Annotated in this window: 21 protein-coding genes; 13 read left to right on the top strand and 8 right to left on the bottom strand. The window is 72.3% G+C overall.

Annotation, left to right across the window (positions count from 1 at the left end):
* The first annotated feature begins 27 nt into the window (after window positions 1–27).
* Window positions 28–381 carry a MarR family winged helix-turn-helix transcriptional regulator gene (locus tag ACH4G3_RS12525; protein ID WP_397624758.1) on the top strand — a complete coding sequence of 118 codons (354 nt, stop codon included), beginning with the start codon at window positions 28–30 and terminating at the stop codon, window positions 379–381.
* A 51-nt stretch (window positions 382–432) separates the two neighbouring features.
* On the opposite strand, the gene ACH4G3_RS12530 is transcribed toward ACH4G3_RS12525, so the two are convergent.
* On the bottom strand, window positions 433–933 hold the full coding sequence (locus tag ACH4G3_RS12530; protein WP_397624759.1) for a signal peptide protein: 501 nt from the start codon (window positions 931–933) through the stop codon (window positions 433–435).
* Between the two features lie 360 nt (window positions 934–1,293).
* On the opposite strand from ACH4G3_RS12530, the gene ACH4G3_RS12535 reads away from it, so the two are divergent.
* The 5 genes from ACH4G3_RS12535 (at window position 1,294) to ACH4G3_RS12555 (ending at window position 9,320) form a co-directional block, all read left to right on the top strand.
* Window positions 1,294–2,952, top strand: a complete 1,659-nt coding sequence (locus tag ACH4G3_RS12535) for an alpha/beta hydrolase (protein ID WP_397624427.1) — start codon at window positions 1,294–1,296, stop codon at window positions 2,950–2,952.
* A 223-nt stretch (window positions 2,953–3,175) separates the two neighbouring features.
* Window positions 3,176–5,158: a glycoside hydrolase family 97 protein gene (locus tag ACH4G3_RS12540; protein WP_397624428.1), complete on the top strand. Its 1,983-nt coding sequence runs from the start codon at window positions 3,176–3,178 to the stop codon at window positions 5,156–5,158.
* 111 nt (window positions 5,159–5,269) lie between these two features.
* Window positions 5,270–7,474 carry an MMPL family transporter gene (locus tag ACH4G3_RS12545; protein WP_397624429.1) on the top strand — a complete coding sequence of 735 codons (2,205 nt, stop codon included), beginning with the start codon at window positions 5,270–5,272 and terminating at the stop codon, window positions 7,472–7,474.
* A gap of 5 nt (window positions 7,475–7,479) precedes the next feature.
* Window positions 7,480–8,685, top strand: a complete 1,206-nt coding sequence (locus tag ACH4G3_RS12550; protein WP_397624430.1) for a sensor histidine kinase — start codon at window positions 7,480–7,482, stop codon at window positions 8,683–8,685.
* Window positions 8,682–9,320 carry a response regulator gene (locus tag ACH4G3_RS12555; RefSeq protein WP_397624431.1) on the top strand — a complete coding sequence of 213 codons (639 nt, stop codon included), beginning with the start codon at window positions 8,682–8,684 and terminating at the stop codon, window positions 9,318–9,320. Before ACH4G3_RS12550 ends, ACH4G3_RS12555 begins: the two co-directional genes overlap by 4 nt.
* 5 nt (window positions 9,321–9,325) lie before the next feature.
* On the opposite strand, the gene ACH4G3_RS12560 is transcribed toward ACH4G3_RS12555, so the two are convergent.
* From ACH4G3_RS12560 to ACH4G3_RS12570, 3 genes are all read right to left on the bottom strand, one after another.
* Complete coding sequence (locus tag ACH4G3_RS12560; protein WP_397624432.1) at window positions 9,326–10,624, bottom strand: vWA domain-containing protein; 1,299 nt, start codon at window positions 10,622–10,624, stop codon at window positions 9,326–9,328.
* Window positions 10,621–11,868: an AAA family ATPase gene (locus ACH4G3_RS12565; RefSeq protein ID WP_397624433.1), complete on the bottom strand. Its 1,248-nt coding sequence runs from the start codon at window positions 11,866–11,868 to the stop codon at window positions 10,621–10,623. Before ACH4G3_RS12565 ends, ACH4G3_RS12560 begins: the two co-directional genes overlap by 4 nt.
* Window positions 11,869–11,936: 68 nt before the next feature.
* A complete protein-coding gene (locus ACH4G3_RS12570) occupies window positions 11,937–13,364 on the bottom strand; it encodes a hypothetical protein (RefSeq protein WP_397624434.1) in 1,428 nt (475 codons plus the stop codon).
* 230 nt (window positions 13,365–13,594) lie between these two features.
* Here ACH4G3_RS12570 and ACH4G3_RS12575 point away from each other — a divergent pair, with 230 nt between their 5' ends.
* From ACH4G3_RS12575 to ACH4G3_RS12590, 4 genes are read left to right on the top strand one after another with little or no spacing between them, the layout of a single operon-like run.
* On the top strand, window positions 13,595–13,996 hold the full coding sequence (locus ACH4G3_RS12575; protein ID WP_397624435.1) for a sortase-dependent protein: 402 nt from the start codon (window positions 13,595–13,597) through the stop codon (window positions 13,994–13,996).
* Window positions 13,993–14,634: a class F sortase gene (locus ACH4G3_RS12580; RefSeq protein ID WP_397624436.1), complete on the top strand. Its 642-nt coding sequence runs from the start codon at window positions 13,993–13,995 to the stop codon at window positions 14,632–14,634. Before ACH4G3_RS12575 ends, ACH4G3_RS12580 begins: the two co-directional genes overlap by 4 nt.
* Window positions 14,631–15,122 (top strand): RNA polymerase sigma factor, encoded by a 492-nt coding sequence (locus ACH4G3_RS12585; RefSeq protein ID WP_010032387.1) that lies wholly within the window; start codon window positions 14,631–14,633, stop codon window positions 15,120–15,122. The genes ACH4G3_RS12580 and ACH4G3_RS12585 overlap by 4 nt, the downstream gene beginning before the upstream one ends.
* Window positions 15,106–15,645 (top strand): hypothetical protein, encoded by a 540-nt coding sequence (locus tag ACH4G3_RS12590; protein ID WP_397624437.1) that lies wholly within the window; start codon window positions 15,106–15,108, stop codon window positions 15,643–15,645. Before ACH4G3_RS12585 ends, ACH4G3_RS12590 begins: the two co-directional genes overlap by 17 nt.
* 229 nt (window positions 15,646–15,874) lie before the next feature.
* Here ACH4G3_RS12590 and ACH4G3_RS12595 read toward each other — a convergent pair whose 3' ends face one another.
* The 4 genes from ACH4G3_RS12595 to ACH4G3_RS12610 are packed head-to-tail and all read right to left on the bottom strand — an operon-like array spanning window position 15,875 to window position 18,372.
* Window positions 15,875–16,234, bottom strand: a complete 360-nt coding sequence (locus ACH4G3_RS12595; RefSeq protein ID WP_397624438.1) for an ASCH domain-containing protein — start codon at window positions 16,232–16,234, stop codon at window positions 15,875–15,877.
* Complete coding sequence (locus tag ACH4G3_RS12600) at window positions 16,231–17,340, bottom strand: hypothetical protein (RefSeq protein ID WP_397624439.1); 1,110 nt, start codon at window positions 17,338–17,340, stop codon at window positions 16,231–16,233. The genes ACH4G3_RS12595 and ACH4G3_RS12600 overlap by 4 nt, the downstream gene beginning before the upstream one ends.
* A 34-nt stretch (window positions 17,341–17,374) precedes the next feature.
* Window positions 17,375–17,788, bottom strand: a complete 414-nt coding sequence (locus tag ACH4G3_RS12605; RefSeq protein ID WP_397624440.1) for a hypothetical protein — start codon at window positions 17,786–17,788, stop codon at window positions 17,375–17,377.
* The gene (locus tag ACH4G3_RS12610) at window positions 17,785–18,372 is read right to left on the bottom strand and encodes a DUF6415 family natural product biosynthesis protein (RefSeq protein WP_397624441.1); all 588 of its coding nucleotides are present in this window, start codon (window positions 18,370–18,372) and stop codon (window positions 17,785–17,787) included. Before ACH4G3_RS12610 ends, ACH4G3_RS12605 begins: the two co-directional genes overlap by 4 nt.
* Window positions 18,373–18,607: 235 nt before the next feature.
* Here ACH4G3_RS12610 and ACH4G3_RS12615 point away from each other — a divergent pair, with 235 nt between their 5' ends.
* From ACH4G3_RS12615 to ACH4G3_RS12625, 3 genes are read left to right on the top strand one after another with little or no spacing between them, the layout of a single operon-like run.
* Window positions 18,608–18,859 carry a hypothetical protein gene (locus tag ACH4G3_RS12615; protein ID WP_397624442.1) on the top strand — a complete coding sequence of 84 codons (252 nt, stop codon included), beginning with the start codon at window positions 18,608–18,610 and terminating at the stop codon, window positions 18,857–18,859.
* Window positions 18,834–19,349 (top strand): DUF6879 family protein, encoded by a 516-nt coding sequence (locus ACH4G3_RS12620; RefSeq protein WP_397624443.1) that lies wholly within the window; start codon window positions 18,834–18,836, stop codon window positions 19,347–19,349. Before ACH4G3_RS12615 ends, ACH4G3_RS12620 begins: the two co-directional genes overlap by 26 nt.
* 6 nt (window positions 19,350–19,355) lie before the next feature.
* Window positions 19,356–20,210, top strand: a complete 855-nt coding sequence (locus tag ACH4G3_RS12625; protein WP_397624444.1) for a helix-turn-helix domain-containing protein — start codon at window positions 19,356–19,358, stop codon at window positions 20,208–20,210.
* Window positions 20,211–20,397: the final 187 nt, after the last annotated feature.

The raw sequence follows: 20,397 nt of genomic DNA on the forward strand, positions 1-20,397 counted from the left end.
AGATATAACAGCACTGTACGGGCGCTCCTGGCCGAAGTCCCGCTGTCCGTCCGCGACTTGGCCACGACGGTCGGCGTCACGCACTCGGCCGCGAGCCAGACGGCGGCGCAGATGGCCTGCGCGGGCCTGGTCACCCACACCCCCGACCCGCTGGACGCCCGCCGTCGCCTGGCCGGCCTCACACCGAAGGCCCGCGCCCTGCTGCCGCGGATCGAGGCGGAGTGGGGGGCCACGGTGGCGGCGCCGGCGGAGCTGGACGCGGAGCTTTCGATGCCGCTCGGGGAGCTGCTGAGGGGGGTGGCGGAGGCGGTGGACCGCCGGCCGTTCCGGGAACGGGTCGCGGCGGCGGATCGGGGCCGAGGGGGCAGCCCCCCGTCGTGAGGGGACGCAGGGTCGGCACTCCCGACAGGGGCCGCCATGGCTTCCTGACGCTCACGCGCCGTACAACGCCACCCTCGGCTCCACCGTCCCCCCGGCCTTCGGATTCAGGACAGTCACCCGGTACCGCTCCTTGAGCGTCTCCCCCGGCCCCAACGTCCGCTGCGCCCCAACGAGATCGGTGAACAGCGTCCCCGTCTGGCTGCCCAGCGGCACGGTCACCCAGCAGCCGTGCCCCGTGCGCCGCTCCACCCTGACGTCCGAGGGTGACAGGAACGGCCCGGAGTCCGGGGAGGTCACCAGGAGTTGGGGGGCGACGGTCGTGGGCGTCGGCGTGGTGTTGCGGTAGGTGAGCGTGACTTCCTGATTTCCCCCGGGCCGGAGGGGGCTCGTGGGCAGGGTGACGAAGTCGGTGGGTATGGCGGGCTCCTGCGCCTGGGAGGCCGCTGCGGTGGCCGCCGGCGGCGCAGCGAGGGCGGGTCCCGCCGTGGCCAGGCCGGCGACCGCGACGACGGCGGCGAGGAAGGCGACTTTGAGACGACTGTTTTTCGACAACGACACGTTGGACGGTCCTTCGCGTGGGGGAGGAATTCGCTCGGGTGAACCGGCCGGCCGCACATCGGACTTGGCCGGGTACGTCCTCAGCCTACGCAGCGGATCCTGGGCAGCGCCCCGGGCCCCGCGGATCAGCCGAACGGCCGAGGCGAACGGTGCCGGCGCCGGGTACCTTCCACCGTTCCGGAAGTGAACGCCACCGCAACTACCGCCGGGTAGTGGGGAGATCACGTGGAAGACAGCCCACGAGAGTGATCCGCATTCCCTTCCCCCTCCGGGTGAGCTAGAAACTCCAACGACCCAGCCGCACCACAAGGTGCTCGACGGCACACGCGCCGCGCCCGAGGGGGAATCACCACAGTGACCGAGCAAGCTCATGGACCGAGACGGTCCGGCACCCGCGCCCGCAGACGCTTCCCGCGTCTGAGGATCGCCCTCGCCGCCGCCGTCTCCTTCGCCGTCGCCGGCACCGCCGCCCAGGCGCTGGCCACCCAGCCCGAAGGCAGCGACGGGCAGCCGCCCGTGCCGTCCCTGTCCTGGTCCGACTGCCAGGGCGGCTTCGAGTGCGCGAACGCCGACGTGCCGTTGGACTACCGCGACCCGCAGGGCAGGACCATCACCCTGGCGGTCGTCCGCAAGAAGGCCCCGGACCAGGCCAAGAAGAAGGGCACGCTCTTCCTCCAGCCCGGCGGGCCCGGCAACTCCGGCGTGGACTTCGTGCGCAACAACTACGCCGGCCTCCCCGCCGCCCTGCGCGACTCCTTCGACGTCTTCGGCTACGACGTACGCGGCGTCGGGCGCAGTTCAGCGGTCACGTGCTGGGACGACCCGACGTACACGCAGGCCATCACCGCCGCCAAGGGCGCCCCCGGCCCGGACGCCTACGAGCCCGCCGTCCGCCAGGGCGCCGCGTTCGACCAAGCCTGCAAGGACAACGCGGGCGAGCTGGCGCCGTACGTGGGCACCGGATACGTCGCCCGTGACATCGATCTGCTGCGTCAGGCCCTGGGAGAGGACCAACTGACGTACTACGGGCGGTCGTTCGGGAGTTACATCGGGACGGTCTACGCCGCCATGTTCCCGGAGCGGGTGCGCGCGCTGGTCCTCGACGGCGCGTACGACCCCGAGCACTACGCGAACCAGCCGTACGCCTACGACCGGCCCCAGTACCTGGCCCTGGACGGCGCAATGAGCCGCTTCCTCGACTGGTGCAAGGCGAACCAGGACACCTGCGGGTTCGGGGACGGCGACCCCCGGGCCGCCTTCGAGAAGCTCAAGGCCGACCTCGACGCCAACCCCGTACCGACCGCGAACGGCGGTCAGGCGAACGGCTACACCGTCGTCTACCGCCTCATGTTCAACATCAACGAGGGCAAGGTCATCTGGCCCTCCCTCGGCCAGGCCCTGCGCAAGGCCCAGCAGCGCGACACCTCCTCGTTCCTGCTCCGGCCGCCGTCCCCGGCCAGCTTCGACTTCCTCAACCCGAACATCGTGGTGGAGTGCGTCGACAAGGACTACCCGCGCAGCCCGGCCCTGCTGAAGCGGCAGGTCACCACCAACGCCAGGCTGGCCCCGCTGCTCGGCCCGGCCATGGCGTACGGCCCGCCGCTCTACGACCACCAGCACGCCACCACATGCGCCCAGTGGACGGGCGAGAAGCCCAGCCGCTACGCCGGTTCCTTCCGGGCGAAGGGCTCCGCGCCGATCCTGGTGCTCGGCACGACCGGTGACCCGGACACCCCGTACCAGGACGCGGTGGCCCTGTCCCGGCAGCTGGACAACGGCCGGCTGCTCACCTTCAAGGCCGAGGGCCACACCGCCTTCGGGCGCAGCGCCTGCGCGACGGACGCCGTCACCGGCTACCTGGTGGACGTGAAGGTCCCGGCGCGCGGCACGACCTGCGCGGACGAGACCCAGCCGCCGGCCGCCACACCGAAGGTGGCCCCGCCCGGCACGACCCTCGGCGAGCTCCGCAACGGCGTGAACGACCGCCTGGACCGCCTCGGCACCCTGCGCTGACCGAGGCGCCGACCGAGGCGCCGACCGATCGCGGACCAACGGGCGGACCGGTGCGCTGACCGACCGCACGACGGCACCCCGGGTGCCGGGCCTCACGGGGCCCGGACCCGGGGTGTGCGCGTTTCCGGTGCTTCCCGCCTCTTGACCTCCTTTCGCGCGGACCCGTAGAACTGCACTCGCAGAAACCGGTTACTACCACTTACCGCAAGGGAAGGTCGCCACGATGAGAGCCTCTGGAGACCGAGAAGAGCCCGCCGCGGACAGAACCGCCGGTCACCCGGCGCCCGCGTCCCGCCGGGTCGTGCTCAAGGGCGCGGCCGTCACCGCCGGGCTGGCCGCGGCCGGGATCGCCACGACCCGGCCCGCCCACGCCGAGGACGACCAGCCCGGCCGCCCGCAGAGCGTCACCGCCCGCATGGGCGGCACCTCCGTCACCCTGTCCCTGCTGGACGGCGCCCTGCGCTGGTCCGCCCGCCGCAACGGCCGCACGGTCATCGACACCTCGGCCCTGGGCCTCAGGCTCGGTGACGGCACCGTCCTCGGCGCCGACGTCCGGGTGACCAGGGAGCGGTACGGCACCCACCGCACCACCTGGACCCCGGTCTACGGCCGCAACGCGACCGTCACCGACCATTACCAGGAACAGCGCTGGGACCTGGTGGACCGGGCCTCGGGCATCCGCTTCGGCGTCCAGGTCCGCGCCTACAAGACCGGCGTCGCCCTGCGCTATCTCCTCCTCGACGAGGGCACCGCCACCGTCGCCGACGAGCTGACCACGTTCGTCTTCCCCGACGGCACCACCGTCTACAGCGCCCGCGACGAGAACGCCTACGAGCCGGTCGCGCCCGGTTCCATACCGGTCACCGGCACGGCCGGCACGGACAACGGCCCGCTCACCGACCTGCCCCTCACCGCCACCCTCGCCGGCGGGCTCATCGCCTGCGTCTGCGAGTCCTCACGGGTGGACTACCCGCGGCTGATGCTCAGTTCGGTGGCCGGTGAGCCGAACACCCTCTCCGCCTTCCTGATGGAGCACACCGCCCGCGGCACCGGCCCGGTGGAGACGGCCTCCACCGTCACCACGCCCTTCACCACGCCGTGGCGCGCGGTGGTGATCGGGGCCACCCACGCCGAACTCGTCGACAACGCCGAGCTGGTGCTCAACCTGGTGCCGCCGAACGCCCTCCCCGACACCTCCTGGATCAAGCCGGGCAAGGTCTTCCGCTGCGAGCTCTCCACCGCCGCCGGCCTGGCGGGCGTCGACTTCGCCGTGGCCCGGGGCCTGGAGTACATCGAGTACGACGCCGGCTGGTACGGCCCGGAGTTCACCACCCCGGACGCGACGAAGCCGATCGCCGCGATCGACCTGCCGTCGGTCATCTCGTACGCCACGGGCCAGGGCATCGGCGTCTTCCTCTACGTCAACCGGCTCGCGCTGACCGACGCGGACTCCCTCTTCGGCCTCTACAAGAGCTGGGGCGTGCGGGGCATCAAGCTCGGCTTCATCAACGACGGCACGCAGACGATGACCAACCAGATCATCGACTGGGCGAGGACGGCCGCCAAGTACCGGCTGCTGATCGACATGCACGACGACGTCCGGCCGTTCGGCTACGAGCGGACGTACCCGAACTGGATCAGCCTGGAAGGCGTGCGCGGCAACGAGCAGTTCCCGACCGCCACCCACAACGTGACGCTGCCGTTCGCGCGCAACATCGGCGGCCCGATGGACTACACGATCTGCTACGGCCAGTCCCGCGACAAGACGACCAACGCCCACCAGATGGCGATGGCCGCCGTCTACTACCAGCCCCTCAACTTCCTCTTCTGGTACGACAAGCCGTCCAAGTACGGCAACCCGGCAAGCTGGCCCGGCCTGCCGTGGTTCAACGCCGTGCCGGTGACCTGGGACGAGAGCCGCACCCTGGCCGGCGCGATCGGCGAGTACATCGCGGTGGTCCGCCGCAGCGGCTCCACCTGGTACCTGGGCGCCATGACGAACGAGTCGTCCAGGACGCTGTCCCTGCCCCTGTCCTTCCTCGGCAGCGGCACCTACACGGCGACGGTCTACGCCGACGGCACCCCGGGTTCCAGCCCGTTCCGGACCCCGGTCGTGGTCGGCACCCGGACCGTCACCGCCGCCGACACGCTCGACGTGGCCATGGCCCCGGCCGGCGGCCAGGCGGTCGTCCTGGCCCCGAGCTGACCCCGGGCCGGGTGGGGTTTTCCCCAGGGCCCGGGTCCACCGGCCGGTGGACGGCAGGTTCAACCGAGTACCTCTGTCCCGCAACTGCCCAGCTCAGCCAGGCTCTTGGGCATGAACTCATTGACTGTGCGGGTGGCGCGCTGGAGTGCGCGGCACCCCTGGCGGGCGATCGTCGGCTGGCTGGTGTTCGTGGCCCTGTGTCTGGGCGTCGGCAGTGCCGTCGGCACGAACAGTGCGAGGACGGCGGACTTCCGGGTCGGCGAGGCCGGCCGCGCCGAGGCCCTGGCGGCCGAGGCGCATCTGGAGCGCAGGTCCGCCGAGCAGGTGCTGATCTCCTCCCGCTCCGGCGGTGCCCTCGACGAGGGCGCCGCCCGGGCCGCCGCAGGAGACCTGGCCGACCGGATGCGGCGGCTGCCCGATGTGGCGGGCGTCGCCGACCCGTTGCTGTCCGAGGACAGACGGATCCTGATGGTCGAGGTGGCGCTGAAGGGCGAGGAGCGGGACGCGAAGGACAAGGTCGACGCCCTCGTGGCGCAGACCGCGGCGGTGCAGAAGAGCCACCCCGGACTGCTGCTGGAGGAGACCGGAAGTCCCTCCGTCAGCAAGGGCGTCGACCAGCAGCGAAGTGACGACCTGGCCCTGTCCGAGGCGATCACCCTGCCGGTCACCCTGCTCACGCTGCTGGTGGTGTTCGGGTCGGTCACCATGGCCGGGGTGCCGTTGCTGCTGGCGCTGTCGTCGATCGCGGCGGCGGTCGGACTCTCCATGGTCGTCTCGCACATCTCGCCCGACGCCGGGGTCGGCACGAACGTCATCCTGATGATCGGCCTCGCGGTCGGCGTCGACTACACGCTCTTCTACCTCAAGCGCGAGCGGGAGGAACGGGCCCGCTCCGGCGGGCGGCTCTCCTCCGAGGCGCTGGTGGAGCTGGCCGCCGCGACCTCGGGCCGGGCGGTCGTGGTCTCCGGTCTCGCGGTGGTCGCCTCCACGGCGACGCTGTACCTGGCCTCCGACGTGATCTTCTCCTCCCTCGCGACCGGCACCATCGTGGTCGTCCTGGTCTCGGTGGCCAGTTCGCTGACGGCCCTGCCCGCGCTGCTGGTCAGGCTGGGGCGGCGCGCGGAACGCCGGGCGCTGCGGCGGGCCGAGCGCGGAAAGCCCGTACGCCGGATGCGCGGCGGGACCAGTGGCGGCCGGGTGTGGAGTGCTCTGCTGCGGCCCGCCGCCCGGCATCCGCTCGCGACCCTGTGCGTCTCGGTCGTCGCGCTCCTCGCCCTCGTCGTCCCGCTGGCCGGACTGAAGATCACCGAGATGAGCCGGGACACGCACTCCCGCGACATCCCCGCGATGCAGGTCTACGACCGGCTCAACGAGGCGTTCCCGGAGCGGCGGGTGACCCACCAGGTCGTCGTGCGTGCCGATGCCTCGCGGTCGGAGGAGGTCTCCGCCGCCCTGCGCGAGGTGGCCCGGCGCGCCGGAGCCGACCCGCTGTTCACCGAGGGCTCGCGGATACGGTCGTCCGCCGACGACCGCACCAGCACCCTCGACCTGAAGGTGCCCCACCTCGGCAACTCCGAGGAGGCGTACGACTCCCTGGACCGGCTCCGGGACGACTTCCTGCCCGCGACCGTCGGCCGGATCACCGGCGCCGAGTACGGCGTGTCCGGGGACGTCGCCCGCTACGCCGACTATCCCGCCCACCAGAACGGCAAACTGCCCCTGGTGCTGGGCGCGTTGCTGCTGGTGACGTTCGCGATGACCGTGTACGCCTTCCGTTCGGTGGTGCTCGGGCTGCTCGGCGTCGCCCTGAACCTGCTGTCGGCCGCGGCGGCGCTCGGGCTGCTCGTGCTGGTCTTCCAGGGGACGTGGGCCGAGGGGCTGCTGGACTTCGAGTCCACCGGGTCGATCGGGTCGCGCGTGCCGCTGTTCCTCTTCGTGATCCTCTTCGGTCTCTCGATGGACTACCAGGTGTTCGTGGTGAGCCGCATCCGGGAGGCGGCGCTCGCGGGCGTGCCCACCCGGCAGGCCGTGCTGGACGGGATCCGTTCCTCGGCGAGCGTGGTGACCAGCGCGGCGGTCGTGATGACGACGGTGTTCGCCAGCTTCGTCTTCCTGCACATCATCGAGATGAAGCAGATGGGCTTCGTCCTGGCGGCGGCCGTGCTGATCGACGCGTTCGTGGTCCGGGTGATGGTGCTGCCGGCGGCGATGCTGCTGCTGGGCGAGGCGAGCTGGTGGCCCTCGCGCCCGGGGCGCCGGGAGGCGGCCGCCCCTGGGAAAAACTCTCCCTCCCGCCCGGCGGTCGACGTACGTTGACCAGCATGACCGCTCTCGCCGAGGCCACCCCCGACGCCCTCTGGGCCACGTCACTGCGCCGCTGGAACACGGTGTGCTGGCTGCTGTTCGCCGTGATGGCCGCCGGGCTCGTCGCCATCGACCGGCCCGGCGGGAGCAAGTACGCGGCGCTGGCCCTGCTGGGCGGCGTGGTGCTGTCGTACGCGGTCCTGGACCGCTTCCCGGCCAATCCGGTCGTACGGCCGCACGTCTATCTGTCGGTGCTGGTGGTCGCGCTCGGCGGGCTGGCGTATCTGCGGGGCAACTACGCGGCGCTGTTCATGGTGACGCTGCCGCACTACTGGATGTTCGGGCGGACGCCGAGGGCCTCGATGGTGTTCCTGGGGCTCGCCGCGGCCGCGACGCTGGCCGCGAGCGTGCTGCGGCAGGACGGCCTGACCGTGGAGTTCCTCACCGAGACGCTCGTGTCCACGGTGCTCGTCGTCGCCGTGGGGGCGCTGATCGGGCTGTGGGCCCATTCGGTGGTCGGGCAGAGCGCCGAGCGGGCCCAGCTGATCAACGAACTGGAGCAGGCTCAGGCCGAGTTGTCCGAGGCGCACCAGCGGCAGGGCGCGGCGGACGAGCGGGAGCGGATGGCACGCGAGATCCACGACACCCTCGCGCAGGGCTTCGCCTCGATCATCGTGCTGGCCGAGGCGGCCCGGGCGGGGCTCGGCACGGAACCGGCGCGCAGCGCCCAGCAGTTGCGGTCGATCGAGTCGACGGCCCGGGAGAACCTCGCCGAGGCCCGGGAACTGGTCGGCTCGCCCCAGCGCCCCGGCCAGGCGGCCGCCGGGTCGGTGGCGCAGACCCTCCGCCGGACCCTGGACCGTTTCGCGGAGGACACCGGCCTGACGGTCGACGCCGACCTGGCGGACCTGGAGTGCGACCAGCAGACCCGGATCGCGCTGCTGCGCTGCACCCAGGAGTCCCTGGCCAACGTGCGCAAGCACGCCCGCGCCTCCACGGTCGGCGTGGTCCTGGCCCGGCAGCCGTACGGAGTGGAGCTCGAGATCACCGACGACGGGACCGGGTTCGTGGTGGAGTCGTCGTCGGGCTTCGGCCTGGACGGAATGCGCAAACGGCTGGCGGAGCTGGGCGGGAGACTGACAGTGACGAGTTCGGTGGGCGACGGGACGCGGGTGCTGGCGCTGATACCGCCGACCGCCGCGGAGAGCGAGGCGACGGCATGACCGGCAGCCCCCTGCGCATCATCGTCGTGGACGACCACACCGTCATGCGGGCCGGAGTGGTGGCCCTCCTCGCCTCCGAGACCGGCATCGAGATCGTCGGCGAGGCCGGCGACGGCCGCGCGGCCCTCGGCCTGGTCGAACGCCACGAGCCCGATGTCGCCCTGGTCGACCTGCGGATGCCGGTGCTGGACGGAGTGGCGACCACGACCGAGATCGTGACGCGCTTCCCCCGCACCCGGGTGCTGATCCTGACGACGTACGACACCGACGCGGAGATCGAGCGCGCGGTGGAGGCCGGGGCGATCGGCTATCTCCTCAAGGACACCACCCGTGAGCAACTCGCCGACGCGATCCACGCGGCGGCGCGCGGGGAGACGGTGCTGGCGCCCCGGGTCGCCGAACGCCTGGTCGCCCGCATGCGCCAGCCCGCCCAGATCCCGCTCACCGCCCGGGAGGCGGACGTCCTGAACGCGGTCGCGGACGGCCTGACCAACGCCGAGATCGGCCGCCGCCTCGTCATCGCCGAGGCCACGGTGAAGACCCACCTGCTCCGCCTGTTCGCCAAGCTGGACGTCAACGACCGCACGAGGGCGGTGGTGGTGGCGATGGAACGGGGGCTGCTGCACAGGCCGTAGGGCGTTCAGGAGCCGATGTCCACCACGCGGGCCCACGCCGGAGGTGTGTCCGGGACGTACTCGGGGTCGGACTCGTCGTAGGCGTGACTCCGGTACTGGCGGGGGAACAGCCCCACCACCGTGCGGCAGGGTGGGCGGCTGCCCGGCCAGGGAGTCTGGCCGTCGGTGAGGGCGACGATGACGTCGGGGGCCGGGCGGGAGCTGAGGGCGCGGGCGAAACCGGCCCGGAGGTCCGTGCCCCCGCCGCCCGTGAGCGGGATGCCCTCGGCACGGCACAGGCGGCGGGCGAGACCGGCCGAGGCGTCGCAGGGCACGACGGTGACCAGGTCGCGACGTCCGCCCACCGCCCGGGAGATCGCGGCCACCTCCAGGAGCGCGCTGCCCAGTTCGGCGTCGCTGACCGACCCGGAGGTGTCGATGATGACGGCCACCCGGGGCGGGCGCCGTCTCAGGCTCGGCAGCACCGTGCCGGGCACCGCGACCGAACGCCGGGCCGGGCGGCCGTAGGTGTAGTCCTCGCCCCCGCCCGGGCCGGACGCGGCCGAGCGGACCGCCGCGCCCAGCAACTCCCGCCAGGGCTGAGGTGGGTGGAAGGCCTCCTCGGCCCAGCGTCGCCAGCCCTGCGGGGCGTTGCCGGGGCGGCCGGTGATGCCCTGCGCGACCCGGAAGCGCACCGCGTCGCGATCCTGCTCGCTCAGGCCGTGCGCGCCGTCCGGGCCGAGTTCCCACTCACGGTCCATGCCGTCGGCGCCGCTGCCGCAGTCCAGCCAGGCCAGGTCCCGCGTGCGCGGGCCGACGCCGAACTGCCGCAGGTAGTCCTCCATCAACTGGTCCTCGGCCAGGCCCAGCAGCCGCGGTTCGACGACTCCCTCCGGGCGGACCAGGCCGTCGCCGTAGACGTCGTCGTTGATCTCGAAGTCCGCGGCGATGTTCATCCGCAGCCGCTCCGCCGGTCCGTGCAACTCGCGCTCCCGGGCGACCCGGTCGCTGCGTCCGTGGTGGTCGCGCAGGAGGTGGGAGACCTCGTGCACCCACACGCCGGCCAGTTCCTCGAGGGGCGTACGGTCCACGAACACCGGCGAGACGTAGCAGCGCCAGTGCCGGTCGACGCTCATCGTCGGCACCCGGCGCGACTCCACGACGTGCAGGGCGAAGAGGGCGGTGGCGAGGTAGGGGCGGACCCGGGCGGCGTGCAGGCGGGCGGCGAAGAGTTTGGCGCGGTCGAGGCTGCCGGGGGTGGCGGGGTGGCCGGCCGCTGCGGGGGTGTTCGGCGCCGGGGGCGTGCCCGGCTCCCGCGCGGTCATCGGACCGCCTTCGCCGTGGCCGACGGCTTCGTCCGGGCCGCCGCATCGTCCGCTCGGCGGGACAGGGACACCACTCCGGCGAGACTCTCGATCGTCGCCGGTACGTCCCAGTCCTCCCGGCGCAGTGCGGCGAGCGTGGTCGCGGGGACCACCACCACGTCCGGGGGTCCGCTCTCCACCGCCCTGACCAGGAGCGCCCACGCCGCATCCCAGCGGGACCTCTCCGGACGGCTCCGGACCGCGGCGACGACGCCGTCCAGGGCGGCCTGGCGCAGATCCCCCCGCTCTGGCAGGACCGCACCGGCCGGGTCGGCCAGGAGCGTCTCGGGGTCCGGGAGGTCCATCCGGTCGATGCTCGCCAGCAGTTCCAGGCCCGGCCCGTCCCCGACGGTGCCGCGCACCAGCAGCGACAGGACGTCCCGGGAGGAGCCGGCGGCGGTCGCGAAGGCGATCAGGTGCAGGGTCATCTCCCAGCTCCGGGGCGACGGCCAGGGCCCGCCCCGGCGGGTCTCGCCGCTGGGCAGCCGGTGCACGAGCCCGGGGCGTGCGGAGAGCAGCCCGCACACGGCACGCCGGGCGAAGGCCACGGCCTCCGGCAGCTTCCCGGGGTCGAGCCGGGGCAGGGTCGCCCGGGGCCAGGTCCCGCCGAGGCCGCGTACGACGACCTCGGTGTCGTGCGCCCACTGCAGATGGACGAAGCGGTTGGCGAGCGGCGGGCTCAGTTCCCAGCCGTCGGCGGCCGAGGAACGCGGGTTGGCGGCGGCCACGATCCGCACGCCGGGCGGCAGCCGCAGCGCGCCGATCCGCCGCTCCAGCACGAGCCGGAGCAGGGCGGCCTGGACGGCGGGCGGCGCGGTGGAGAGTTCGTCGAGGAAGAGCAGCCCCCGGCCGGCCCGCACCAGTCGTACGGCCCAGTCCGGCGGGGCCATCGGGACGCCCTGTTCGGCGGGGTCGTCGCCGACGATCGGCAGCCCCGAGAAGTCGGACGGCTCGTGCACGCTGGCGATCACCGTGGTCAGCGGCAGGTCCAGGGCGGTGGCGAGCTGGGTGAGGGCCGCCGTCTTGCCGATGCCCGGCTCGCCCCACAGCAGCACGGGCAGGTCCGCGGCCACAGCCAGGGTCAGGGCCTCCAGCTGGGTGTCGGGGCGGGGTTCGGTGGTGGTGTCGCGCAGCAGGGACAACAGGTCGCCGGCGGTGTCGAGTTGGGTGGCGGTGCGGGCCGTGGACGTGATGCGTGAGGGCATGTGTGATCACCTGTGGGTCTGGGAGGGGCTGAAGGTTTTCGGGGGTGAGGGAGGGACGCAGGGCGAGGTCACATGTGGCGCGGGCGCGGTCCGTGGTCACGGGAACGGCGGCGGTCCCAGGGGCGCAGGCTGCCGGGCGAGGGCCCGTCCAGGCCCGCCCGGAACAGTCCGTAGGCGATGCGCCGCCGCGCCGCCGTCTCCAGCGCGTCCCGCAGCGGGCCGTTGCGCAGCACCGCCTCGGGGCCGAGCAGGCCCTCCACGACGGCCAGCGCGCCGGTGACGTCGCCGTGGTCGAGGCGTTCACGGACGCCGGTGAGGCAGTCGGGGCGGCGGTGTGCGTCGTCGATGGCCCGCAGGCAGGGCAGCGGGGGCCCGCCGAGGGCGACCAGCAGCTCCTCGCGCCTGATCTCGGCCGGGTCGTGGTCCAGCGCGGCGAGCACACCGTCGACCAGGCCGATCCGGTGCCGGGCGCCCCGGCACTCCACCAGGCGTGGATCACCGGCCCGTTGCCGCACCCCGGAGGTGTCGGCCGGTACCCGTTCCACCCCCAACGCGGAGGCGACCAGCGGATGCAGCCGTCCGGCGTCGAGCGCCCCGGCCCGGAGCAGTTCCAGGTCGGGCAGCACCCAGGTCGCGGCATCGGGCAGGACGGGCAGCGAGGAGTCACCCCGGTGCCCGTACGCCACCACGGCCCCGTCGGACACGTCCAGCACGAGCCGCTTGCGCGCACCGAGCCGCACGCAGACCCTGCCGCTCGAACGCCCTTCGGCACGCAGCAGGATCGCCGCCTCGGCGGCCCAGCGGTCGACGGCACAGTGGTGCCCCGGCGGCAGCAGCCCGGCCGGCTCCGCATCCATGGACGTATCCATGGCCGTATCCCTGGATACGTCCGAACGGTCGTCACCGGGCGGCCGTTCGGCCCCGCACCGCACCCCCAGCTCACCGGCCCGGCGCGCATCCCACAGGTGGCGGTGCAGGTCGAGGCGGAACCGCCGGCTCGGACGGGGATGCGGATGGCGGCGGTCGGCGGCCTGCGCGTGGGACGCGTCCCACAGGGCGAGGCTGATCCGCTGACCGGCGTCCGCCCAGGCCGGCGGCGTCCGCACCACGAGGTGCAGCGGACTGACGCCGTCCTGCCCGGCCTCGTCGTACCGGGCCAGGGGGATGGTCAGCCCCGGCCGCAGCAGCCCGTCGGGGGCGATCCTCGGCAGGTGCCAGCGCAGCAGGTCGGGGGCCAGGTGACGAAGGTCGTCCCGGAGCCGGGCGGCGAGTTCCCGGCCGTGGGCCCGGGCCACGGCACGCGGCTGGAGGTCGACGTCGACGCCCGCGGCGGCACACGCGCCCGCCCAGTCCCCGGCGCGGCGCCGGGCCGTCGCGGTCTCGATCACGGAGGGCGGCACGGCGAACTCGCGCACGCGCGGCCAGAAGGAAAGCGGTTCGACGGAAAGCGGCTCGACGGAAAGCGGGGAGTCCCCGTTCGCGGTGTGGGTGAGCATCAGCACTCACCTGGCGCGGACGGGACCCCCAATCTGTCAACAGAGTGAGTCGTCATCGCCGGGATGCTATCGCCGCCGACTCCCTTGCGCAGCCGATTATTTCGCGGCTCGGCCCCGGCACGGACTTTGCCATCTCTTTACAACCTGCCCCGCGGCCGCCTCGTCTCTCCGCTCGACCCGTCACGCACCCCGCCCTTCACCGGGCGGGACCGACGAAGGAGAGCGTTCCCATGCGCCGAACCGTCCTCACCGCCCTGGCCCTCGCGGGCACCGCCGTACTCCTGGGCACCGGCCCCGCGTTCGCGGACGCGGCCACGACCCCGAGCCCGGTCCCGACGACCGCCGCGCCCGCGCCCCGGCCGGCGGAGAGCGCCGAACCGACGGCCGCCCCTGCCGAGCCGACCCGCGCGCCGGCCGACGCCACCCCGGTCCCGAGTGCCGAACCGACCCGGGCACCGGCCGGCGACCAGGTCTCCGTCGTGCCCAGCGGGGCGCCCGACACCGGTGTGACGGAGGCGTCCCCGGCCTCCGGCGCCGGCGGTACGGCGGCCGGCGCGGGCGCCGCCGCGGTGCTCGCCGTGGGCGGCGGGACGCTCCTCGTCGTACGGCGCCGCCGGGCGACCCGGGCATGACCCCGTTCTCCAGGCGCGCGTTCACCACGGCGGCGCTCGCGTCCCTGCTCACGGCATGCGCGGACCACGGGGCGCAGCCGACGACGCCGGACTCCGGGACCACCGCACCACGGCCGCAGGCTCCGTCCCGGTCGGTCCCGGCCAACGCGGCGCGCCCCCTGGCCCGTTCCGTCCCGGTCCGGCTGCTGATCCCCGCGATCGATGTCGACACCCCCGTCATCAGTCTGGGTCTGGCCCCGGACGGCACCGTGCGGGTGCCGCCGGTGACGGCGGACGACCGGGCGGGCTGGTACCGGCACTCGCCGACACCGGGCCGGACCGGACCGTCGGTGATCCTCGGGCACGTCACGGTCGGCAGGTACGGCGACGGCGTCTTCCGCCACCTCGCCGGGCTGCACCGCGGCGACCGGATCGTGGCGCGCCTGGAGAACGGCACGGCGGCGGAGTTCGCCGTCACGGCGGTACGGACCGTCCCCAGAACCCGCTTCCCGGTGGACGACGTCTATGGGAACGTGGACCGCCCGGAGCTGCGGCTGATCACGTGCGGCGGAGCGCGTACCGGCGACGTATACGCGGACAACGTGATCGTGTTCGCCGTGCTGAGCGGCACCGAGTCCCCCACCTCTGGAGAGCGTTGAAACGGTCCCGTGAGAAGGCCGCGTCCGAACTGTTCGCCGCCCTCTACCCGCGCCTGGCCGGCTGGTGCCGCCGGCTCGTCGACGACGACGAGACGGCGCACGAGATCGCCTCGGAGGCGTTCACCCGGCTCTGGGCCCGCTGGACGTCCGTGGCGGAACCCCGCGGCTTCCTCTACGTCACCGCGGCCAACCTCGTCCGGGACCACTGGCGCAAACTGGAGCGCGAGCGCAGGGCCATGCACCGCGTCACCTCGGAAGCCGCCGTACGGGCCCACCCCGAGCAGGCCGACCCGTCGGTGCGCCTGCTCGTGCAGTCGCTCCCGGAACGACTCCGCGTCCCGATCCTCCTCCACTACTACGCTGACATGCCGATCCGGGAGGTGTCCGTACTGACCGGGCGCAAGGAAGGAACCGTCAAGGCCGACCTGCACGCGGCCCGGGAACTGCTCCGCGTCCACCTGAGGAGAAGCCTTGACCACACGCCTTGACGACGACTGGGACGACCGGGAGTCCGACCCCGACGACCCGCTCGCCGTGATCCTGCGGCCCTCCTCCCCCGACTACCTGGGCGCGCCCCCCGGGCAGTACGAGGTGATCCGCCGCAGGGCGACCCGCCGACGCGTGCTGCGCGCCGCGGCCGGGGCCGGCCTGTGCTGCGCGGCGGCGGCCCTCATCGCCCTCCCCCTGCGCCTCACGGCCCCGGAGCATCCCCGTTCCCCGACGGTCCCGATGGCCCCGCCCCCCGCGACCACGGCACCTCCCACCCCGGCACCGACGCCTTCTCCCTCGGCGCCTTCGCCTTCGTCAACGCCTTCGCCTTCACCTTCATCGGCGGTTCCGTCCGAGGCCCCGGCCCCGGCAACGACCCACCCCCGCACGGACGCCCCGGGCGACGCCACCCGCCCGACGGCCGCGCCCCGCACAGCGTCGGCCGCCCCGACCCCGGCACGTCCGGTCCCGTCGGCGACGCGCCCGGACACGGACCAGAGGTCGGCCACCAGCAGCCGGTAGCCCATGCCGACGGCGTCGATCGCGAGCAGCCCGGCGTACCGGGCGTGCCGGGCGTGCCGGGCGTGCCGGCGGCCGCTCCAACACGCTGCCGCTGCTGGTCGCCGGGTTCCGGCTGACCACAGAGGGAGTGCTGACCGCGCTGGACGGGGCCATCGCGGGCGTGCAGGCGGTCATCGGGCAGGGAGGTCCACCCCTCACTGGCTTGACTCGCCCGCGGGGCCGCGGAGCACTACGCGTCGAGCAGTTCCATCTCGATCGCGAGAGCGCCGAGGGCCTCTTTCTCGGACGGGTAGATGCTCCGGATGTTCGCGAGCTGCTGCCCGCGGCTCGCTGTCGGGTTCACGTTCGCCGGTCCCTCGCCGTCGAGGAGCGCCTCGAAGTCGCGATACTCGGAGACCCGCAGCACCCGGACGTCACACGTCTCGTCGGTGCCCTTGATTCGAAAACGGATCGTGTCACCCTCAGCCATGTCGGCCAGATGCGGATACTTCACCCGGACCTCGATCGTCTTGCGGCCGGAGGCGACGAGCTCGAAGTACGGGCGGTACAGGTTCAGCTCGTGCCTGCGGCCAGTCCTGGTGTTGCTCATGGGGTGGTGACGCTCCTTGTCGGTGCGGACATCAGACGGCCGAGTTCTCCGGCCGAGTACGAGCGGAAGAAGTGCCGCGGGTCGGAGAGGACCACCTCGGCCGTGTCGAGCAGCCGATCGGCGTACTCGGCCAACGAGCCTGGCCACATCCGGGTGTCGAGCATCCACGGCGCGGAGCCGTCAGGCAACGAGGCCTTGCCCTCGCGGATGAGGCTCTTCGACAGCTTGGCGCCCGTATCCGTCACGACCTGCGAGCAGAACAGTCGCGCGGGCAACTGCGCCCCGACGAGCCCGATGGCGGTCAATGCGTTGTCGACGAGGGCGGAGCCGAATACCCAGTCGCCGCCCTTGACCATGACGGACAAGTGGTCGCGATCGGTGGTCGCCGCGAGCTCCTTGACGAGGTTGCGGTAGAGCGTGGCGAGGTCGAGGTGGCCGCCGCCGGTCGGGGTGATGACGACTTCGTAGGGGCCGTGGTGGAGGCAGACGGCGTGCACGACGGCATGCTCGTCGCCGAGCAGGACGCGGGTCTGTTCGGCGTGCTTCTCGGCCCACCCGCAGGCCGGCGCGGGGCACGGTACGCGGACGTGTGGGGTGCCGTGCGCAGGGTCGAGCCACCAACGGGCGGCGTCAATACGGCGGTGCGCCCGTAACCACGTGCTCCGGTAGTGCTCGTCAGCCTGCTGTCGTGAGTACATCTCGATCGCGTACGGGATCGACAACCGCTCGGACAGAGCGTCGAACAGGGGCCGGTACAGCTCGTCGACCTGGGCCGCGAGCGCCTCCTCGCCGAGAGCCTGCGCGCAAGCACGCTGGTACCGGTGACCGGAGGTCTGGTCGATGGCGACCTCGTGCGGGGCGTTGTCGAGGGCGCCGAACCGTACCTCTACGGGGACGCTGAAGCGGTCCCGCACGCGGGCTGCGGCGGCGAAGGTGAGGGACTGGACGAGGGAGGTTCCGAGGTGGGGGACGCCGTTGATCTGTGTGCCGACGACGAAGGCGATACTCGCGGGGCTGGCGGTCCGTATGCGGGGTGCGAGGACGTCCTCGGCAGCCGTGAGGGCGTTGGCAAGCACGGTGTTGGGCGATACGAGCGAAGCGGTCATGTCACTCCCTGGCCGGTGGCTGGGACCGCGGCGGCTACAGGCGCCGGCCGACGGCGAGGTCCTCGTTGCCTGCCAGGCGAAGGATGGCCCGCAGGATGATCGGGAGTCGGCGGTCGTCCAGGTCCTGTACGACGCAGATGTTGGTGCGGCCGATGCTGACCATGGACAGGACCAGGTCGAGGAACGCGTGCTGCTCCGGGTCGAGACCGAGGTTGTACTGGCGTCCCGACAGCCCCTCGAAGTTGGCCTTCCTGGCGCGCCCGCTGTCGACGATCAGGGCGTGACGCACGGCCCGCACCGACAGGATCGTCTGTTCCTCGATCAGGGCCTGGACGGCTGCGCGGTAGGCGGTCGATGTCGCAGTGCGGAGCAGCTGCTCGCCGAGCTCCCGGAACTCGTCGTCAGCGTCCGGTGCGGGCGTTGCGGATTCGGTGTCGGCCGAGGTCATGCCGAGACCTCCGCTGGGTGGCGGCGAGCGAGTCGAGCCGCGGAGGCGCGGGCGCGTACTGCCCGGTACGCCTCGTACAACCTGCTCTCCTCCTCGCAGGGGAGTCCGGCGTTCCAGCCCTTGTCGTCCACGGCCCGGCACGTCGGGCACTTCAGGCAGTGGTCCGCCAGGCGCACGAACGCCCTCTGCTCGGACGTCACTTCGATCCCCGCGCTGACGATCTCGTAGTGATCGCACAGGGCGGCCAGGACGCGGGCGAGCCTCCGGGCGTACAGAACTTTGCCGACCAGCACAGCGGACCCGGGCTCGGGGGCGCGGAGCTTGCCTCGTGCCTCCTCGACGCAGGCCAACGCGGCGTAGCGGGTGGGGCTGTTCTCCGACAGGAGGGCGGCCGCACGCTCGACCTCGGGGGCGAGCAGCTCGATGTGACCGCGCAGCGCGGCGGTGAGGGTCTCCAGCTCTTCCCCGGCCGGGGGTACGGCCTCCGGCGCGCTGTCAGGGCCGAGCACCTGGTGCGCGGTCTCGCGGATTGTCGCGAGGTCCGGCGGGTACTCGACGACGGTTGTTGAGCCTGTAGCGTTCACGGTGTCGACGCTCCTCGCAGCGTTTGCCCTGCCCCGGGAGGCCACCACCTCGCCGGGGTTCTTCGTAACTGCCGACGTTAGGAAGCTGCGTCTCCGAGTCGCCACGAAGTTGCACCGAATTACACGGCAGTTGAGCACTTCGGGGGATGAATGACGGGCGCCCTTGACTGTGTGACCCGTGGCTATGACCGTTGTGTAAATCGCTGCAACCGACTAGCGCGGAAGGCAAGCCGCCATGAACATTCACTTCGTCGGCATCGACCCTGAGACGGACGAGGACGGATGCCCGACAGTCTGGGTGGACACGGAAACCTCAGACCTGCTGATCCAGAGCTACGAGGCAGACCAGGAGACGACCGCGACGTGCGACAGGCTCTCTCCGGCCAGGGCGCCGATCCCGCCCGGCGAGACGGTCATCAGGATTCCGGCTCGAATGGTCCCGATCATCAGGAGGGCGTGTGATGAGCTCGATTCCGGAATTCGGTGAACTCCTCGCTGGTGCCGAGAAGTCGGCCGTCCACCTGGAGATGAGGGATGCCTACTACAGCAACCCGCGCTTTGAGGCCTGGCAGCGGGGTGAACGCGTCGACTGGGAGAACCGCGCCTCCTGGTGGCGGCCGTTCCACCAGGACATCGCGGACGCCGTCGCTCGGGGCGTAACCGTGCGCCGGGCCCGCCTGGTGTCCGAGCCGCTTACCGACTACATCCGCTGGGAGCACTACCAGACCACCGCGAACATTGAGGCGGGTGAGCTGGTGCGCTGGCTGCCACGACGCAACGCGTGGGATCTGCTGCTGCCGGGCAGCGACCTTTGGATCTTCGATGGCCGGCTGATGCGCGTCCATCACTTCACCGGTGACGGGCACTGGAGCGGCAAGGAGCTGTGCGAAGATCCCGTCGTGGTGGAACAGCACGCCGCTGCGTTTGAGAGGGTGTGGGAGCGCGCCGTTCCACACGACGAGTACGAGATCGAGTAGCCAGTCATGTCCACGTTCCCCACGTCCAGCGTGCAGGATGCGCGCTCGGCTCTCGCCGGCCGTCTGCGGGAGCTGCGCCTGGACGCGGGTATCACCGGTAAGGAACTCGCCCGCCGCTGCGGCTGGTCCGTCGCCAAGTCGTCTCGCATCGAGAACGCCGTAACCGCTCCGTCGGACGCGGATATCCGCGCCTGGTGTACCGCGTGCGGCGCCGAGGGCCAGGCGGTGGACCTGCTCGCAGCCAACCGCCAGGCCGACTCCATGTACGTCCAGTGGAAGCGACTCCAGCGGACAGGCATGAAGCAGTTGCAGGAGGCCTCCACTCCGCGATACGAGAGCACGCGCCTCTTCCGCGTGTACGCCTCCCACGTGATCCCCGGTTACCTTCAGACGCCCGGCTACGCAACTGCCCTCATGGGCACCATCGCAGGCTTCCGCGGTACCCCGGACGACGTGAGCGAGGCCGTCGAAGCCCGTATGCGCCGATCGCGCGTCGTCCATGAAGGGGACCACCGGTTCGCGACGCTGATTGAGGAGAACGTCCTGCATCACCGCGTCGGCGGCACAGACGTCATGGCGGCCCAACTGGGCAGTTTGCTCGCCGCCATGGCGCTCCCCTCCATGTCAGTGGGGATCATCCCCGCCACGGCCTCCCGGGAACGGATCATGTGGCCGCTGGAGCAGTTCACGGTCTTCGACGACGTGCGCATTCACGTGGAGCTCCTGGCCGCGAAAGTGACCGTCACCGCACCCGGAGAGCTGGACATCTACCTTCGGGCGTTCGCGCGGCTTACTGAACTCGCCGTGTACGGCGCTGAGGCCCGTGCGCTGATCCTCCGCGCGATCGAGGCCCTGAACTGATCCACTGGTCGTCGGCGGGAGCAGCTCGGCGACGACAGACCGAGCCAGCCACCAGCCCCGACGCAGAGCGGACCGCTATGCCTTCGGGACGGTCCACTCAGAGGTGTCGCGGCCCGCTGCGCCGTCGAGCTTGGGTACGCCTGGCCCGCTGTGCTGGGCGCGCCGAGACGGGAGTCGCCGGGGAAAC

The organism is Streptomyces afghaniensis, from assembly GCF_044327915.1.
GTDB lineage: Bacteria > Actinomycetota > Actinomycetes > Streptomycetales > Streptomycetaceae > Streptomyces > Streptomyces afghaniensis.

Bases quoted from the DNA above. Each gene is read 5' to 3' on its own strand.
- ACH4G3_RS12570 (WP_397624434.1), bottom strand. From the start codon at position 13,364: ATGCTCACCCACACCGCGAACGGGGACTCCCCGCTTTCCGTCGAGCCG.
- ACH4G3_RS12575 (WP_397624435.1), top strand. From the start codon at position 13,595: ATGCGCCGAACCGTCCTCACCGCCCTGGCCCTCGCGGGCACCGCCGTA.
- ACH4G3_RS12595 (WP_397624438.1), bottom strand. From the start codon at position 16,234: ATGAGCAACACCAGGACTGGCCGCAGGCACGAGCTGAACCTGTACCGC.
- ACH4G3_RS12545 (WP_397624429.1), top strand. From the start codon at position 5,270: ATGAACTCATTGACTGTGCGGGTGGCGCGCTGGAGTGCGCGGCACCCC.
- ACH4G3_RS12565 (WP_397624433.1), bottom strand. From the start codon at position 11,868: ATGCCCTCACGCATCACGTCCACGGCCCGCACCGCCACCCAACTCGAC.
- ACH4G3_RS12620 (WP_397624443.1), top strand. From the start codon at position 18,834: ATGAGCTCGATTCCGGAATTCGGTGAACTCCTCGCTGGTGCCGAGAAG.
- ACH4G3_RS12550 (WP_397624430.1), top strand. From the start codon at position 7,480: ATGACCGCTCTCGCCGAGGCCACCCCCGACGCCCTCTGGGCCACGTCA.
- ACH4G3_RS12540 (WP_397624428.1), top strand. From the start codon at position 3,176: ATGAGAGCCTCTGGAGACCGAGAAGAGCCCGCCGCGGACAGAACCGCC.
- ACH4G3_RS12555 (WP_397624431.1), top strand. From the start codon at position 8,682: ATGACCGGCAGCCCCCTGCGCATCATCGTCGTGGACGACCACACCGTC.
- ACH4G3_RS12615 (WP_397624442.1), top strand. From the start codon at position 18,608: ATGAACATTCACTTCGTCGGCATCGACCCTGAGACGGACGAGGACGGA.
- ACH4G3_RS12580 (WP_397624436.1), top strand. From the start codon at position 13,993: ATGACCCCGTTCTCCAGGCGCGCGTTCACCACGGCGGCGCTCGCGTCC.
- ACH4G3_RS12605 (WP_397624440.1), bottom strand. From the start codon at position 17,788: ATGACCTCGGCCGACACCGAATCCGCAACGCCCGCACCGGACGCTGAC.
- ACH4G3_RS12600 (WP_397624439.1), bottom strand. From the start codon at position 17,340: ATGACCGCTTCGCTCGTATCGCCCAACACCGTGCTTGCCAACGCCCTC.
- ACH4G3_RS12560 (WP_397624432.1), bottom strand. From the start codon at position 10,624: ATGACCGCGCGGGAGCCGGGCACGCCCCCGGCGCCGAACACCCCCGCA.
- ACH4G3_RS12625 (WP_397624444.1), top strand. From the start codon at position 19,356: ATGTCCACGTTCCCCACGTCCAGCGTGCAGGATGCGCGCTCGGCTCTC.